Source organism: Prosthecobacter sp., from assembly GCF_044378005.1.
Lineage (GTDB): Bacteria > Verrucomicrobiota > Verrucomicrobiia > Verrucomicrobiales > Verrucomicrobiaceae > Prosthecobacter.
Genome location: NZ_JBILYB010000050.1, coordinates 1 through 15,215, shown reverse-complemented (window position 1 = coordinate 15,215; position 15,215 = coordinate 1). Strand labels below are relative to the sequence as shown.

15 protein-coding genes are annotated in these 15,215 nt (G+C 61.0%); 7 read left to right on the top strand and 8 right to left on the bottom strand.

Translation table 11 applies throughout. From position 1 onward, the window contains the following. Nucleotides 1-43 precede the first annotated feature (43 nt). Nucleotides 44-1,111, top strand: a complete 1,068-nt coding sequence (locus AC6FTP_RS11895; protein ID WP_497207138.1) for a substrate-binding domain-containing protein — start codon at nucleotides 44-46, stop codon at nucleotides 1,109-1,111. 18 nt (nucleotides 1,112-1,129) lie between these two features. On the opposite strand, the gene AC6FTP_RS11890 is transcribed toward AC6FTP_RS11895, so the two are convergent. Together AC6FTP_RS11890 and AC6FTP_RS11885 are read right to left on the bottom strand one after the other, a co-directional pair. Continuing rightward, nucleotides 1,130-3,313 carry a prolyl oligopeptidase family serine peptidase gene (locus AC6FTP_RS11890; RefSeq protein ID WP_497207137.1) on the bottom strand — a complete coding sequence of 728 codons (2,184 nt, stop codon included), beginning with the start codon at nucleotides 3,311-3,313 and terminating at the stop codon, nucleotides 1,130-1,132. After that, nucleotides 3,310-3,621 (bottom strand): hypothetical protein, encoded by a 312-nt coding sequence (locus AC6FTP_RS11885; RefSeq protein WP_497207136.1) that lies wholly within the window; start codon nucleotides 3,619-3,621, stop codon nucleotides 3,310-3,312. Before AC6FTP_RS11885 ends, AC6FTP_RS11890 begins: the two co-directional genes overlap by 4 nt. On the opposite strand from AC6FTP_RS11885, the gene AC6FTP_RS11880 reads away from it, so the two are divergent. Both AC6FTP_RS11880 and AC6FTP_RS11875 read left to right on the top strand, forming a co-directional pair. Continuing rightward, the gene (locus AC6FTP_RS11880) at nucleotides 3,614-6,334 is read left to right on the top strand and encodes a WD40 repeat domain-containing serine/threonine protein kinase (protein ID WP_497207135.1); all 2,721 of its coding nucleotides are present in this window, start codon (nucleotides 3,614-3,616) and stop codon (nucleotides 6,332-6,334) included. The genes AC6FTP_RS11885 and AC6FTP_RS11880 overlap by 8 nt on opposite strands. Nucleotides 6,335-6,365: 31 nt before the next feature. Further along, nucleotides 6,366-7,124: a TSUP family transporter gene (locus tag AC6FTP_RS11875; protein ID WP_497207134.1), complete on the top strand. Its 759-nt coding sequence runs from the start codon at nucleotides 6,366-6,368 to the stop codon at nucleotides 7,122-7,124. Here AC6FTP_RS11875 and AC6FTP_RS11870 read toward each other — a convergent pair. The 4 genes from AC6FTP_RS11870 to AC6FTP_RS11855 are packed head-to-tail and all read right to left on the bottom strand — an operon-like array spanning nucleotide 7,090 to nucleotide 8,578. Continuing rightward, a complete protein-coding gene (locus AC6FTP_RS11870) occupies nucleotides 7,090-7,488 on the bottom strand; it encodes a VanZ family protein (protein ID WP_497207133.1) in 399 nt (132 codons plus the stop codon). The genes AC6FTP_RS11875 and AC6FTP_RS11870 overlap by 35 nt on opposite strands. Nucleotides 7,489-7,526: 38 nt before the next feature. After that, a complete protein-coding gene (locus tag AC6FTP_RS11865) occupies nucleotides 7,527-7,862 on the bottom strand; it encodes a CopG family antitoxin (RefSeq protein ID WP_497207132.1) in 336 nt (111 codons plus the stop codon). Between the two features lie 14 nt (nucleotides 7,863-7,876). Next, on the bottom strand, nucleotides 7,877-8,155 hold the full coding sequence (locus tag AC6FTP_RS11860) for a BrnT family toxin (protein WP_497207131.1): 279 nt from the start codon (nucleotides 8,153-8,155) through the stop codon (nucleotides 7,877-7,879). Nucleotides 8,156-8,200: 45 nt separating this feature from the next. Next, a complete protein-coding gene (locus tag AC6FTP_RS11855; protein ID WP_497207130.1) occupies nucleotides 8,201-8,578 on the bottom strand; it encodes a VOC family protein in 378 nt (125 codons plus the stop codon). A gap of 102 nt (nucleotides 8,579-8,680) precedes the next feature. On the opposite strand from AC6FTP_RS11855, the gene AC6FTP_RS11850 reads away from it, so the two are divergent. Continuing rightward, nucleotides 8,681-9,898, top strand: coding sequence for a TCR/Tet family MFS transporter (locus AC6FTP_RS11850; protein ID WP_497207129.1), 1,218 nt, complete (start codon nucleotides 8,681-8,683; stop codon nucleotides 9,896-9,898). A gap of 42 nt (nucleotides 9,899-9,940) precedes the next feature. On the opposite strand, the gene AC6FTP_RS11845 is transcribed toward AC6FTP_RS11850, so the two are convergent. Continuing rightward, the gene (locus AC6FTP_RS11845; RefSeq protein WP_497207128.1) at nucleotides 9,941-10,822 is read right to left on the bottom strand and encodes a YicC/YloC family endoribonuclease; all 882 of its coding nucleotides are present in this window, start codon (nucleotides 10,820-10,822) and stop codon (nucleotides 9,941-9,943) included. Between the two features lie 135 nt (nucleotides 10,823-10,957). Continuing rightward, a complete protein-coding gene (locus tag AC6FTP_RS11840) occupies nucleotides 10,958-11,869 on the bottom strand; it encodes a hypothetical protein (RefSeq protein WP_497207127.1) in 912 nt (303 codons plus the stop codon). Between the two features lie 126 nt (nucleotides 11,870-11,995). Here AC6FTP_RS11840 and AC6FTP_RS11835 point away from each other — a divergent pair, with 126 nt between their 5' ends. The 3 genes from AC6FTP_RS11835 to AC6FTP_RS11825 all read left to right on the top strand — a co-directional run. Beyond that, entirely contained in the window at nucleotides 11,996-12,802 is an 807-nt protein-coding gene (locus tag AC6FTP_RS11835; protein ID WP_497207126.1) for a hypothetical protein, read from the top strand. Between the two features lie 40 nt (nucleotides 12,803-12,842). Further along, nucleotides 12,843-13,601 (top strand): exodeoxyribonuclease III, encoded by a 759-nt coding sequence (locus AC6FTP_RS11830; RefSeq protein ID WP_497207125.1) that lies wholly within the window; start codon nucleotides 12,843-12,845, stop codon nucleotides 13,599-13,601. Nucleotides 13,602-13,677: 76 nt separating this feature from the next. Beyond that, the coding region (locus AC6FTP_RS11825; protein ID WP_497207124.1) for an RCC1 domain-containing protein at nucleotides 13,678-15,215 on the top strand (1,538 nt) is incomplete at its 3' end.

Below are 15,215 nucleotides of genomic sequence, written 5' to 3'. Positions count from 1 at the left end.
GCTCCATTTGACGCCTGGCCAGGAAACGGCCAGGTTTGACAATGTGAGCACCCCAGCCTTCCTCACCCTTGCCGACCAGGTCACCGAGCATCTCCGCAGCGAAATCCTGCGCGGACGCTGGAGCAGCACCCTGCCCGGAAAGCACCCGCTCGCCGCCGAGCTCGGCGTGAACAACAAAACCGTCGAAGGAGCGCTGCGCCAACTGGAGAAAAGCGGTCTTCTTTTGCCTCAGGGAGCCGGTCGAAAACGCCTCATCAATCCACCTCGCGGCAGCACCTCGCGAGCCCTGCGCATCGCCCTGCTGCTGAACGACCATTCAATCGATGAGAAGACCAACATTATCCTGGAGGTCAAGCATGCACTCGATGCCGCCGGCCACACGATCATCACGCCGCAGCAATCGCTCACGACGCTCCGCTTTGATCCCAAACTCGTCGCAGCGCTCGTGCGGAAGACCGAGGCCGACGCCTGGATCATCATCGCCGGCTCACGAGGCGTGCTGGAGTGGTTCGCCAGCCAGTCGGTGCCTGCCTTCGCTTTGTTTGGCAACCGGGTCGGCATTAAGATCCCCTCGGTCTCGCCCAACAAGCCACCAGCCGTCGCGGAGGCTACGCGTCATCTCATCGCGCTCGGCCATCGGCGCATCGTCCTGCTCGCCCGACGTGCGGCACGGTTGCCGCATCCGAGCGCCGGCGTCGCCGCCTACCTTGACACGCTGCGCAATCACGGCTGTCAGATTGGCGGGTTCAATCTGCCGGACTGGGAGGAAAGCAATGCCGGCTTTCATGAGTGCCTCTGCTCGCTCTTCCGCGCCACACCACCCACCGCCCTGATTGTAGACGAGGTGACCTACTTCGTGGCCACCATGCAGTTCCTGTTGCTACACGGACTGAAAGTGCCAACCGATGTCTCCCTCATCAGCACGGATGACGACGTCACCCTCTCTCACTGCGATCCACCGGTCGCCTGCCTCAGATGGGATCTCCGACCCGTCATCCGCCGCGTCGTCAACTGGGCCGCCAACGTCAGCCGCGGCAAAGCCGACTTCACGCAAACACTCACTCCAGCCGAGTTCGTGCCCGGAGGCACCATCGCCAGATGCAAAGCATAGTCATGGGCTTGAGAAATCTCACGGCTTCAAATGCCGCACGAGGAACTCCATGCGCAAACGCGAGCCATAGGGCGTTTCCGCCGCGCCATGGCCCGTGCCAGCGATGGGCATGAAATCGAAGCCCTTCCCGGCTTTTTGCAGAGCGGCGACGACTTGCGTCGTGCTGGCGGGATCGACGTTCGTGTCGAGTTCGCCGACGATGAGCAGCAAGTGGCCTTGCAGCTTGTGGGCGTCTTCTTTGTTCGAACTTTTCACATAGGACTCATCCACCGGCCAGCCCATCCACTGCTCGTTCCACCAGATTTTGTCCATGCGGTTGTCATGGCAGCCGCAGTCGGCGACGGCGACGTGGTAGAAGTCGTGATGATCGAGCAGCGCCCGCATGGCATTCTGCCCGCCCGCGCTGCCGCCGTAGATGCCCACGCGGCTTAAATCCATCCACGGACGTGTTTTCGCGGCTTCCTTGATCCACAGCTTCCGATCCGGGAAACCGGCGTCCTTCAAATTCTTCCAGCAGACATCGTGGAAAGCCTTCCCGCGATGATTCGTGCCCATGCCGTCCATTTGCACGACGATGAAACCTAGTTCGGCGATCGCATGATGTCCCATCAATCGGCTGAACTCCTTCGGCGCAAACGCACCATGCGGACCGGCATAGATGTTCTCCACGATGGGATACTTCTTCGCCGGATCGAAGTTCGAAGGCTTCACGATCACGCCGTGAATGTCCGTCTGCCCATCGCGACCCTTCGCCACGAAGCGCTCCGGCATCGTCCAACCAGCGGCGAGCAGCGCGGAGGCATCCACCTTCTCCAAATCACACACCAACCCGCCATCGCTACTGCGGCGCAGTTCCATCACCGGCGGCATGTCCGCACGTGAGCAGGTATCGATGAAAAAATTGCGATTCGGCGAAAACTCGACGCGGTGATTGCCATCACCTGACGTGAGTTGTTTGAAGCCGCTGCCATCGAAGTTCACGCGGCAGAGATGCTCGTGATACGGGTCTTCCTTTTCCCGCAAACCACTCGCGAGGAACCAGATCTCCTTCGTGGCCTCATCCACCTGCAAAACCTCGCGCACGGGCCACTGGCCTTTCGTGATCTGGTTCTTCACCTTGCCAGTTTTGGAGTTGTAGAGCCACAAATGGCACCAGCCATCGCGCTCGCTCATCCAGGTCAGCTCGCTCGTGGCATGCAGCCAATGACGCCAAGTTTTGCCGGAGTAGTGAACGAAGGTCTTCGACGTTTCCTCGACCACGACCCGCACCGCGCCGGTCTTCGCATTCACCGCGAGCACGCGGTAGAGCTGATGGCCGCGCTGGTTGTAGTTGAAGTAAAACTCGCTGCTGTCCGGTGACCACACCGCGTCGAGTTCGCCGCTTTCGGTGAAGGGATTCTCGTAAAGATCACGCGCCACGCGAATCTTCGTTCCATCGGTCTTTTCGATCACCCACTGCGGCTTTGGCAGCGGATCGCCGGGCTTGATGTAGTCGATAACCTTCAGCTTTGGCTGCACGCTGTCGTTCGGTGTCGATTCGACGATCGTCACCTTCCGGCGCTCCACTTTCTCTGCTTCGGTAAAGACCACGCACGAGCCATCCGGCGATCGGAAACCACGCTCGGGCTTCTTCGGCGTCTCCTTTTTGGCCTTTGCGATGCCTTTGCCATCAATGATGAACGTCTGCATCTGCGACGCTCCCTCCACGACCGCGAGATGCTCGCCCGTGCGGCTGGTGATGAGCCAGACATGACCGTCAAAAGTGGGCTGCTCGCGCTCCGAGCCTGCGCGAACGCCACCATAACGCACATGGCCGCCTTCCTGGTTGATCCAGTAGAGCTCCACATCCTCGTCGAGCTGGTTGATGAACTTTAGTCCCGAAGCATCACTCGTGCGCCGTGTGCGTCGCAGCTCGATTTTCATCGTCGAAGTCTTCGCCGTCTCTTTTTCCGGCAAACCCAGCTCCTTGAGCGTCGCGGCGGTCTTGCGGCTGCCATTCGTGGCATCGACCAAAACAAACTCCGCCTTCCCAGGAGCCGTTTGGACACGATACCAGAACGATTTGCCATCCGGCAGCCAGTTCGCCTTCACGCGGTCACGGAAGACGGTGTTTTCAGTGCGCTTGGCTAGATCATCACCTCCCCAGGCCAAGCTCGCTAAAAGATGAGTGGCTACTAGTGGGAGGAAGCGGGCGAAGTTCATGGTCTGGTGTTCACGACATGAACTTGATGCAAGGTCCGCTTCTTGGTGGGTTTCGCCGTCGGTGCGGCTATTTCAGCCAAATCAGTTCCCAGAAGGCGAGCAGAGTTTGGATGGAGATGTTTCCGCTCTCCATTTGCACTCAGCTTCTGAATGGAATGCTCTTCTCCATTTGAAAGCGAAACTTGGTAATGCCCCACCTGCTTTGCGGAGTAAACAATGACGATGCCAGCCGATGCTCTCGAAACCACCACCTGCACCACCTGCGGCGGGCCCATGACGGGCGGCCACTGTTCGAGGTGCTTGTTCAAGATCACCTTCAGTGAAGATGAATCACCGCTGGAGGAGCATGAAGCACCGTGGACGCGGCTGGCGGGCTGCGAGCTTTTCGAGGAGATCGGGCGCGGTGGCATGGGGGTGGTATATCGGGCGAGGCAAAAGACGCTGGATCGCATCGTGGCGGTGAAGGTGCTGCTGCGGGCACAGTTCGCGGGCCGGGAAGAACGGGAGCGGTTTCATCGCGAAGCACAGGCAGCGGCTCGGCTGAAGCATCCGGGCATCGTTGGCATCTATGAGGTGGGTGAGGATGACGGAGTGCCGTGGTTCAGCATGGAATACATCGCGGGGAAGAGCCTGGAGCAGCTGGTGCGCGAGCATCCGATGGATGCTCACGAAGCGGCGCGGTGCGTGAAGCAAGTCGCCGAGGCGCTGCAACACGCGCATGAGAACGGCGTGCTGCATCGTGATCTGAAGCCCTCGAACATCTTGCTCGATGTCGATGGCAAGCCGCGCATCACGGACTTCGGCATCGCTCGCATCGGCACGACGGGCACCGCAGGTGCGGAACTCACGCGCACGGGGCAGATGCTCGGCTCACCTGGCTATGCGGCTCCCGAGCAGGCACTCACAGGCAAGGCGGAGGTGCGCACGGATGTGTATGGCCTCGGGGCGCTGCTTTATCATTTGCTCACGGGCCGCCCACCCTTTCAGGGACCGACGCTGGATGCCATCCTCGTGCAGCTTCGTGAAAATGACCCGCTGTCTCCTCGCAAACTCAACCCCAGTGTGCCGCGTGATCTCGAAACGATCTGCCTCAAGTGCCTGCACAAGCGGACGGATGGCCGCTACGCCTCTGCGACGGCTGTGGCAGAGGATTTGGGCCACTTCCTCAACGGCAATGCCATCCTAGCCCGCCCCCTCGGCATGCTGGGCAAAGCCTGGCGCTGGACACGGCGTCATCCTGGCATCGCGGCGATGCTCACGATCATTCTGCTGCTCATCGCGGGCATCATCGGCGGCTCGCTGGCCTTTGCGCGGCATCAGGCGTGGATGGAGCATCGCACCTCTCTCATCTCGGAGGCCCGGTCTTTGAGGCAAACAAGACTCGCTGGCAGCCGGACGGAGGCATTGAGCAAACTGTGCAAAGCGTGGGCCATCGCGCCCTCCGCCGAGATCCGCGCGGAAGCCATCACCTGCCTGGCTTTGCCTGAAATTGGTGGCTTGAAGCTCGAAAGCATCGAAACGCCTAATCTCACACGCAGCGCTGATGGGAAGCGTGAGGTAGTTTTCGAACAAAACGCCCTCGTGGTCCGTGAAACAGCTTCACAGCGCGAAGTCGCCCATTTGCCAAACGTGAAGCTTGGATCCCTCGTGAAGCTTGACGACCACGGTGCGCGAGTCGCCATCGTCGAGCCTCAAAGCGGCACACTGCGGCTTGTCTCGCTCGCCGATCAACGCATTCTCGCCACCTGCGAGCATTCGCTGCATCTGCACAGCCTCGACTGGGCGGGCGACCTCATCGCCACGGGTTGCGAGAACCGCTTTATCTACATTTGGGATGATCGCGGCCAGCTCAAGCACCGCCTCAGCGGTCACGATGCTCCGAACATCCGCATCGCCTTTCGTCCGCGCAGCCAGGAGCTCGCCAGCACCTCGTCCGATGCGCATGTGCGCCTCTGGCATGCCGCACGTGGCGTCGAGATCGTGCGCAGCGAGGTCGAGCATCGCCTGCACACCGCGCTTTGGTGGAGCGAAGACGGCACGCGGCTCTTCGGAGCCGTCGCAAGTAATCAGGCCGAAGCCTTTACGATTCAGCCCTCGTCCTGCTTTGAACTGCTCACACCACCGCAGGAGGAGCCACACAGCGAAAACCTCGGCAGCGCCGATGTCAGCGGTGATGGGCGACTGGCGGCGGTGATCGATGAAGCATCCCTCCGCGTCTGGGACTTCCACACAGGCCGCCTCATCCATCAACAGCCCAAACCGCACGGCCAATGGCTCAGCGCCCTCTTTTCACCCGATGACAAGAAGCTGTGGACCTGCGGCTGGTCAGAGGAACTCGCCGAACGTGATCTCCAGGCTCTGCAAACGCCACGAACACTTTTGCCCGGCCAGGGCAGCCTGCTTCGTGATGTCACCGCCGACGGCAAACAACTCCTGCTCAGCAACAACGGCACTGGACTCTATCTCGTCGTACCCACCGACGGCTCAAAGCCTGTGCGCATCAAGCATCCGGGAACGCTGGCGAGCCTGATGGCACCTGATGGCCGCTGGCTCGTCACCTCCAGCTACCAAACTCCCGGTGCCAAAGTGTGGTCCCTGCCGAAGGGCAGGCTGCTTCACACGCTGTGCCAAAAAGAAACGGTCACACAGGCTGTCGCCTTGGGGCAGGAGCGTCTCGTTTTGAAGGTCAGCGGCTCAGGTCGCATCTTCCGAACGAAGGATTGGGTTCAGGAACGCACGCTGCCAGCCAGCCTGCGCCTGAACTGCCTCGCCGCTTCACACGATGGAATGTGGCTCGCCACGCTCGACAACAACGAGGTCCGCATCCTCGAAACGAGCACTTTCACCGAAGTCACGCGCCTGGCCTTCCCCGCTCACATCCGCTGGCCCGGCGAATGCCACCTCGTCTTCGATGCCGATGCCTCTCATCTGCTCGTGCATACCGCGCTGGGCAGTGTGTGTCGCTGGGATCTGAAGGCTTTGCGGCAAAGCCTCGGGAAGCTTGGGATGGACAGCCCCTGATGGCGGCGGATGATGCGCCCGCCATTTCAGCATGACTTGGGAAACCATCACCCTCCTCTTCTTCGCCGGCCTCAGTGCGGGCTTCATCGACGCCATCGCGGGTGGGGGTGGATTGATCTCGGTGCCGGCGCTGCTGTGGGCTGGGCTGCCGCCGCAGATGGCGCTGGGCACGAACAAGATGCAGTCCACCTGGGGCACGCTGATGGCGGTGCGGAAGTATGCGAAGGCGGGGCTCGTCTCATGGCATCAGGTGCGGCTCACGGTACTGGTGACGTTTGTGTTTGCCTGCCTCGGCACCTGGACGGTCACGCAGGTGAGCAATGAGGTGCTGAGAAAGATCGTGCCGTGGATGCTGCTCGGCATCGCGGTGTATGTGCTGCTCAGTCCGAGTCTGGGAAGGGCGTCCGCCAAGGCGCGGCTGAGTCTTGTGGCCTTTGCCTGTCTGGCGGGCAGTGTGCTGGGCTTTTATGATGGCTTCTTCGGTCCGGGCACGGGCACGTTTTGGGCCATGGCCTGCATCTCACTGCTCGGGCTGGAGCTGACTCGCGCGACGGCCTTTACGAAGGTGGTGAATCTAACGAGCAATCTCGCGTCACTGCTCGTCTTCGTGATCTCCGATCGTGTGCATTACCCCATCGCAGCGGCGATGATCGCGGGGCAGCTCATCGGCGGAAGACTCGGGGCGGGCATGGCGATCAAGCATGGCGCGCCATTCATTCGCATCATCTTCATCACGGTCGTGTTCGCGATGGTGATCAAGCTGCTGTGGGATCAGTTTGGCGCAGCTTGAAGAGGAGCTTCATCACGATCCACGCGGCGAGCCCTCCGCCGGTCACATCCGCCAGCCAGTCCCAGGGATCATTGCCGCTGCGGCCAGGCGTGAAGGTCTGATGAAACTCATCCAGCGCGCCGATGATGGCGGTGAAGGGGAGACTACGGAGAGCCAGTGCGCGCCAGGCGGGCACTGGACTGGCCTTGCCAAAAAGAGCGAGCAGCAGGCAGGAGGCACCGCCGCAGAAGTAGAGGCAGTGGAGGAGCTTGTCCTTCAGCGGAAACGACGGCCCGCTCGGCAGGGATGAGTGGGCCGAGAGCTGCCAGAGCACGGCGGCCCAAATGATGACGCCAAACCACCACAGCAGGCTTTTCCGAGCCAACTGAGAACCAAGAACAGCGAACCGAGACCCTCCCTCACTCATCCGTCCTTCATTTCCTGTTCCATGCGTTCGCTGAGCCACTGCTTGATCATGCTCTGATAGTTCAGGTAGCGACGCCGGGCGATGCGCTTGATGCGGCTGAGCATTCGCGGGTCGAAGCGCAGCGTGATCGTGGTGGACTCGCGGACGTCGTTCTTGTGGATGGACATCTGCATGAGGCGCGCATCCACCTGATGTGCGGCCCAGAAGCGGATCTCGTCGTCCTCTGATTCAAAGGAGGGCACGTCCTTCCAGGCACGGACAAGCGGCAAGTCGCCCTCCAAAAAGGTGGGCCGGCTGGTGAGTGTCGTATCGCCTTTGCGTCGAGATTCCATGGTCGTGGGTGGGGTTAAATGTCCTCGGCTTTCTTGCGTTCGAAGAAGTCGTGTTCCGAGTTCGTCATGTCGCGGGAGAAGATGACGCGGTAGCGCTTGCCATCCGTCCAGAAGACGCTGAAGACGGCACGGCCTCCGAGCGACTTGCCGAGGTTGTAGTAGCGCGCCTCTTTGCCGTCGGCGTTGTCGTCGGGCAGGAGCTTGAGCGAAAAGGGATCCTCAAACGACTCCTCAATGTCCTTGGGAGGTAGTTTGGTGAGTTCAAAGGAAACGCCGAGCCAGTCAAAATCCATGATGTGTGTGGTTGATTCTCAACGTGCCGAAAGGCTTGTCTCTCGCTATTTCCGGTATTGGATGAGTTCGATCTCGTAGCCCTCAGGGGCGTCGATGAAGGCAAAGACGCCACTGGAACTCTCTGTAGGGCCGTCTGAAAGCGGGTAGCCGTGTGCGGCGGCATGGAGGGCGAACTTCTCCAAATCCTCCACCTCAAAGGCGAGATGCGTCACATCCGGCCCTAGGGTGACCGGGCCGCTGGCGGGGAAGGAGCAGATCTCGATGAGCTCATCGCTGTTCGGTGTTTTGAAAAAGACGAGTTCGGAGCCGCGAGGGGACTTGTGGCGCTTTACCTCTTCGAGCCCGAGCACCTCTTTGTAAAAGGCAGTCGTCTTGGCGAGATCATTCACGCGATAACGGGTGTGGAGGAGTTTTTTGACCATGGCAGAGTGAGGTAAAGTTTCGCGCACAGTGTCGGCGCGGCGTGGGGGGATGGCAACACAGTCGTTTGCGCCATGGGAAGATCGCCGGTAAAGGCGCGCCCCATGTCCGCCCGCCGCCCAGCCGTCCTCTTTATCTTCATCACGCTCGTGCTCGATATCCTGGGCATCGGCCTGATCGTGCCCGTGCTCCCAAAGCTCATCCAGCATTACCAGGGTGGCGATGTGGCTTCAGGCTCCTTCAGCTATGGGATGCTCGCCGCGCTGTATGCGCTCATGCAGTTCCTCTTTGCGCCGCTGATCGGCAGTCTCTCGGACCGCTATGGCCGCCGCCCGGTGATCCTCATTTCATTGCTTGGCTCGGCCATTGATTACTTCCTCATCGCTTTCGCGCCAAACCTCGTCTGGTTTGCCATCGGGCGCATCATTGCTGGTATCACAGCGGCGAACTACGCAGCCGCCTCCGCCTACATCGCCGATGTCTCCCCGCCGGAGAAACGCGCGGCGAACTTTGGCCTCATCGGCGCGGCCTTCGGCATCGGCTTCATCATCGGGCCGATCCTCGGCGGCCTGCTGGCAAAGTGGGGCGTGAAGGTGCCCTTCTTCGTCGCCGGTGGTCTCACGCTGGTGAACTGGGCCTATGGCTGGTTCGTGCTGCCCGAGTCCCTCGCGCCGGAGAATCGCCGCGCCTTTAGTTGGGCTCGTAGCAACCCCGTCGGCGCGCTCATCGCCCTGCGTCGCTTCCCTGCCCTGCTCGGGCTGGTGACCTGCTACTTCATCGCCCTGCTGGCGCATCAGGTCTATCCCAGCATCTGGGTGCTCTACACCACCTACCGCTACAGTTGGACGGAGCTGCAAACTGGTCTCTCACTCGCGGCGGTCGGCTTCATGGCGGGCATGGTGCAGGGCGGACTCACGAAGCGTGTCGTCGGCGCGCTCGGCGAGAGGAAGACGGTGCAGTATGGCTTCACCCTGGCCATCTTTCTCTACGCCGCCTACGGCTTCGCCACGCAGCCCTGGATGATCTACATTTGCATCTTCTTCGGCAGCCTCGCGGGACTGGTGACCCCTGCCGTGCAGTCCCTCATGACCCAAAGCGTGCCCGCCAATGAGCAGGGCGAGCTGCAAGGGGCACTGAGCAGCCTCTCCAGCGTGGCCGGGGTGGCCGGACCCGTGGCCTGCACACAGCTCTTCGGCTTCTTCATCGGTGAAAAGGCCCCCATCCTGCTGCCGGGGGCACCTTTCTTCTGGAGTTCAGTCCTGATGCTGGTCGCTCTGGCCATCGCCATTCCGGCGCTGAAGAGGATCAAGACGCTGGTTTGACCTGCCACTGCCGAGGTGGAAGGGTGGCCCTGCCGGGGTGCCTCACTCCACGTTCTGGATCTGCTCGCGGATCTTCTCCAGCTCCGTTTTGGCAGCGACGACGTGGTGGGCGATGGCGGCGTGGTTGCACTTGGAGCCCATGGTGTTGAACTCACGGAAGAACTCCTGGATGAGGAAGTCGAGGCTGCGGCCCACGGGCTCCTCGCTGGCGAGGTAGGTGCGGAACTGCTTCAGGTGACTGGCGGCGCGGGAGAGCTCCTCCGAGATGTCTGTGCGGTCGGCGAAGAGGGCGATCTCCTTGATGATGCGTTCGTCATCGAGCGGCAGGGGGAGGCCGGCTTTCTCCAGCCGCTGGCGCAGCACCTCGCGCTGATGCTCGGGCACGGTGGGGGCGAGTTCGGCGATCTTGCCCGCGAGGGACTCGATGGTGGCGAGCCGTGTCTCCATCTCCTCGCGCAGATGATTGCCCTCGATGCTGCGCATCTCGATGAACTGCTTCAACGCGGCGCTCAGGGCGGATTGCAGCACGGGCCAAACTTCCTCAGGCTCCGTCTCTCGGGTCTCGCTGACGAGCACGCCGGGCAGGCGCACGAGTTCACTCAAAGAAAAGTCCTGGGGCACCTTCAGCCGCACGGCCATGGCACGCAGGTCATGGAGATACTTCGCGGCGACGGTTTCATCGAGCCTCGGCATGGCGTCCTCGGCGATGGGGCGGTCGCCTTTGACGGAGACACTGACGCGGCCCCGGGAGCAGGCGGCGGAGACCAGATTGCGGATCTGCGTCTCCAGGTCATTGAGGTCGCGCGGGAGGTTGATGGAGACCTCCAACTGCTTGCGGTTCACGCTGCTGCACTCGACCACCCAGGTGGTGCTGGTGCTCTCCTGCCGTGCTTCGCCACGGCCAAATCCGGTCATACTTTTCATGGGGGGCGACAGAAGCCGCGTCCGCCATCTGAGGCAAGGCATGCTTTCCCCCAAAATGAAGGGCGCACAGGACTCTCGTCCTATGCGCCCGACTGGTGTCAACAAACCAGAGATCGAACCGATGATCTCAGGAAATTAGAAGCGGATGCAGATGTCGAAGGTGATGCGGTCATCGAAGAGGCCGTAAGGCTTGATGACTGCCTTTTCATAGGCGAGACCGACATCCAGGTTATCCAGAAGGCGTGAGCGGAAACCAACGCCGAGCGCACCCTGGGTGCGGCCATTGGCATTGCTGGCGCCGAAGTTCATGACGTCATAACCTTCGGTGTTGAGGCCGATGTTTTCGGCATCGCCCAGCACGCTGAAGGCATTGAAGCTGACGAAGGGAATGAAATAGCGGCAGGTGTAGTAGTCAGCCATGAGGCTGTAGTGAGCCACGGTGCTCTGCTCATTCTGGTTCACGGGGATGCGGACGCCCACATTGCCGGAAAGGTGGAAGTCACCGAAGCCCTTTTGGAAGGAGACGAAGGGATTGAACTCGCCACCCCCACGACCCTGGAAGACGTCGCGCTCACCTGTGGGGACGTGGAAGGTCAGACCTGGAGTGAGGATGAAGGCGGACGCTTCATCATCAATGACGGCATATTTGAAGCCGAGGGCCAGATCCATCCAGCCATGGGGATCAGCGAGTGCCGTGTTGTTCACATTCAAATAGCCATCCTGTGTGGCGATGATGGCGAGGCGGTCCGTGAGAGCGTAGCGGATCTGCATCGCATAGAGCTGGGCATTGCCACCACCGAGGAACTCATCGTCGATGTTGTGGTAGGCGAAGATCGGGCGGATCTCGGAGCGGATGACGGCGTCTTCAAAGAAGATCGGGTTCGTCACCGGAGCGATCGTGTGGTCTTTCCAACTGATGGACTCTGGTGGAGCGACAGGAGCTTTTCCAGAGGCAGTCGGAGTGCCAGCGTTGACGTTGGTGATAAGAGACACGGCTGCCACAGCGCCAAGGCTGAGCAACCACCGGGAGTGGGATTGGTGGTCCATGGAGATATAAAAGCAGCAAACCGCCTTTCGTGATCCACGTCCCTTGTCAGAGACTGCTCTCATTCTGCGCACAATGAACCCAAAACCAAGATCGACATCTGAGCTGCGATCCTGAATGATCGGCGCATGATGAAAACCCTCCGCCTTCTCTCGTTTGCCCTTGGATCACTGCTGCTGACCCAGTGCATGACGCCTGGGACGGCCTATCATCCAGCGCCGACAGCGGGAATCGCAGCGCCCGTTCCGCCAGCCCAGTCCCGGACTCGCGAGATCGCTCTGGATGAGCGTCCCGGCTTGGGAACCCAGCTCGGACGCGAGATCCAGCAGGACACGACGAACACCCATTTCTATCGCCGTCACCCAAACGTGCCCGATGCCACGGCGAGCTTCCATTACAATGACGAGGAAGGCGCGAAGCTCATGGCACGCCTTGGTGGAGCGAGCTTCTCGCATGGTGGCAGCTTTGACCTCGTGCCGGGGAAGCTGCGTGTCCGGGTGGAAACGTGGGGCAGCTATCGCGGCACTGCCTTCAGGTATTATCGAGCTGATGGAAGATATGTCGTCATCGGTCAGCCAGGAGTGAACTACCAGTTGATCCTGACAAACCTCACCCGCCATCGCATCGAAGTCGTGACCTCGGTGGATGGTCTCGACGTGCTCTCTGGTCGCCCAGCTTCATCAAGTGGTCGTGGCTATGTCATCGCGGAGAAGTCGAGCGTCTCCATCCCTGGAATGCGAGTCGGTGGCGTGCTGCGCGCCTTCCGCTTCAGCAGTGTCGCCGAGTCACGCGCCGCTACTGCCTTTGGTGCCAGCGGCGCACGCAATGTCGGTGTGATCGGCGTGGCGCTTTATGAGGAGGACGAGATCGCTCGTCGGCGCGTGCGGATCGAAGAAAACTACCTGCGTGAAGGGGCTCGGCCTTTCGGGAACTGAAGTTTGACGCGTGGGGGCTCCTGCGGAGAATCCGCGCCCCATGAAACTCACCACTTGGAACGTCAACGGCATCCGCGCTTCACTGAACAAAGGCTTGCGCGAGTATCTGCTCGGCTGCGATGCGGATGTCATCTGCCTCCAGGAAACGAAGGCCATGCAGGAGCAGGTGGACCTGTCTTTTTTCACCGGCTACGACGCCGTCTGGAACAGCGCGGAGAAGAAAGGCTACTCCGGCACCTGCATCCTCAGCCGCTTGCCATGGGAGTCGGAGATCATCGGCATGGGCATCCCTGAGCATGACAAAGAAGGCCGCGTCATCACCACCGAGTTCCCCGACTTCTACCTCGTCACTGTCTATACACCGAACTCACAGATGGCCCTGGCACGTCTGCCCTATCGACTGAGCTGGGATGCCGCCTTCCGCGCCTATTTGAAGAAGCTGGAGTCCAAAAAGCCCGTCCTCTGCTGTGGCGACTTGAATGTGTCCCATCAGGAAATCGACCTCGCGAATCCGAAGAGCAACCGCATGAACCCCGGCTTCAGCGATGCCGAGCGCGCCAGCTTCACTGAGCACCTCGAAGCGGGCTTTCTCGATGTCTTCCGCGAGTTCGACAAAGGCCCCGGCCGCTACACCTGGTGGACCCAGCGCACGCCCGATGCCCGGGCCAAGAACATCGGCTGGCGTCTTGACTACTGGCTTGCCTCCAGCGCCCTGAAGCCCGCGCTGAAAAGCTGCACCATCCGCGATGACGTGCACGGCTCCGACCACTGCCCGGTGGAGATCGTGGTGGGATCGTGAATCCCTCTTCTCAGCTTTGCCGTAACCCTACCTCACTCCCCTTACCGCAGATTCCCATCACGTCACGTTCCCCACGATGCCAAACGCTCCCCGCTCCGCCCGCCTGTGCCGATTGATCACCCTCGGACTACTGCTTTGCGCGGCACCTGCTGTCTTTGCCCTTCAAGTCGTGGGTCTCAGCGCCACCTTCAATTCCGCCGCGGACATCCCTGTCACTGCTGCCAGTTACACCGCTGCGGGTGATGCCACCTTCACCCTCGGATTCGCGCCGACGCCGGGCACGAATCTGACCGTCGTGAAGAACACCGGGCTGCCTTTTATCAGCGGTCAGTTCAGCAATCTGGCGAACGGAGCCACCGTCAATCTCACCTACAGCGGCACGACTTATCCTTTCGTGGCGTGGTATTACGGCGGGGAAGGGAATAACGACCTCGTCCTGCTCTGGCCCTACACAGGTATGGCTGCGTGGGGGCCGAACCTTTCGGGCCAGCTCGGTGACAATAGTCAGACGACAAGGCTAGCGCCGGTAGCCGTGGAGCTCACGGGTGCTCTGCGTGGGAAGACGGTGGTGCAGGTCGCGCGAGGTGGCTATCATACGCTGGCTCTGTGCAGTGACGGCACCATCGCCGCCTGGGGGGACAATGGCTCTGGCCAGTTGGGTAACAACACATTCATGAGAAGCTTCGTTCCGGTGGCCGTTTACGTATCCACAGGGAGCTATCTGAATGGCAAGAGCGTGGTCGCCATCGACGCAGGCAACAGTCATAGCCTTGCTCTGTGCAGCGATGGAACCTTGGCAGCCTGGGGCGAAAACAGCAGAGGCCAGCTCGGGGTCGCCAGTGGGTCCGATCGATTCAATGTGCCGACGGCAGTGACGGCGTGGACCGGCGCACTGCTGAGTAAAACGGTGGTCAGGATGGCTGCGGGAGCTTATCACTGCCTGGCCCTATGCAGCGATGGCACCTTGGCAGCCTGGGGGGAAAATTTTCACGGCAAGCTGGGAAACAACAGCACGACAGACAGCACTTTCCCTGTGGCTGTGAATGTCGCGGCTGGAACCAGTGCGCTCAGTGGAAAAAATGTCATCGATATCGCGGCGGGGGGCATGCACAGCCTGGCTCTTTGCAGCGATGGCACTGTGGCGGCATGGGGTAGTAACTTTTTCGGCTCTGTCGGCGACAACAGCACGACGAATCGACTCGTGCCGGTGGCCGTGAATACCACAGTCGGCACCAGCGCTCTGAGTGGCAAGACCGTGGTGGACATCGCGGCAGCACAGGCGCACAGCCTAGTCCTGTGCAGCGATGGCACACTGGTGACCTGGGGCAGCAATGAATCGGGTGTACTCGGAGACAACAGCACGACGGACAGCCGTGTGCCCGTGGCCGTGAACACGCAGGCAGGGACGAGCGCGCTCTTCGGCAAATCGGTCGTTTCTATCGCTGTGACATCCATCTCGAACCTGGTTTTGTGCAGCGATGGCACGCTGGCAGCCTGGGGCTACAATGTCACCGGGGAGCTCGGGGACAATAGCACCACCAGCAGCTCCGTGCCGGTGGTCGTGAATAGGGAGCCTGGGACGAGCGCGCTCGCAGTCACGGAGGTCAGAGGTCT

Bases quoted from the DNA above. Each gene is read 5' to 3' on its own strand.
- AC6FTP_RS11835 (WP_497207126.1), top strand. From the start codon at position 11,996: ATGATGAAAACCCTCCGCCTTCTCTCGTTTGCCCTTGGATCACTGCTG.
- AC6FTP_RS11845 (WP_497207128.1), bottom strand. From the start codon at position 10,822: ATGAAAAGTATGACCGGATTTGGCCGTGGCGAAGCACGGCAGGAGAGC.
- AC6FTP_RS11855 (WP_497207130.1), bottom strand. From the start codon at position 8,578: ATGGTCAAAAAACTCCTCCACACCCGTTATCGCGTGAATGATCTCGCC.
- AC6FTP_RS11875 (WP_497207134.1), top strand. From the start codon at position 6,366: ATGACTTGGGAAACCATCACCCTCCTCTTCTTCGCCGGCCTCAGTGCG.
- AC6FTP_RS11860 (WP_497207131.1), bottom strand. From the start codon at position 8,155: ATGGATTTTGACTGGCTCGGCGTTTCCTTTGAACTCACCAAACTACCT.
- AC6FTP_RS11830 (WP_497207125.1), top strand. From the start codon at position 12,843: ATGAAACTCACCACTTGGAACGTCAACGGCATCCGCGCTTCACTGAAC.
- AC6FTP_RS11850 (WP_497207129.1), top strand. From the start codon at position 8,681: ATGTCCGCCCGCCGCCCAGCCGTCCTCTTTATCTTCATCACGCTCGTG.
- AC6FTP_RS11890 (WP_497207137.1), bottom strand. From the start codon at position 3,313: ATGAACTTCGCCCGCTTCCTCCCACTAGTAGCCACTCATCTTTTAGCG.
- AC6FTP_RS11865 (WP_497207132.1), bottom strand. From the start codon at position 7,862: ATGGAATCTCGACGCAAAGGCGATACGACACTCACCAGCCGGCCCACC.
- AC6FTP_RS11840 (WP_497207127.1), bottom strand. From the start codon at position 11,869: ATGGACCACCAATCCCACTCCCGGTGGTTGCTCAGCCTTGGCGCTGTG.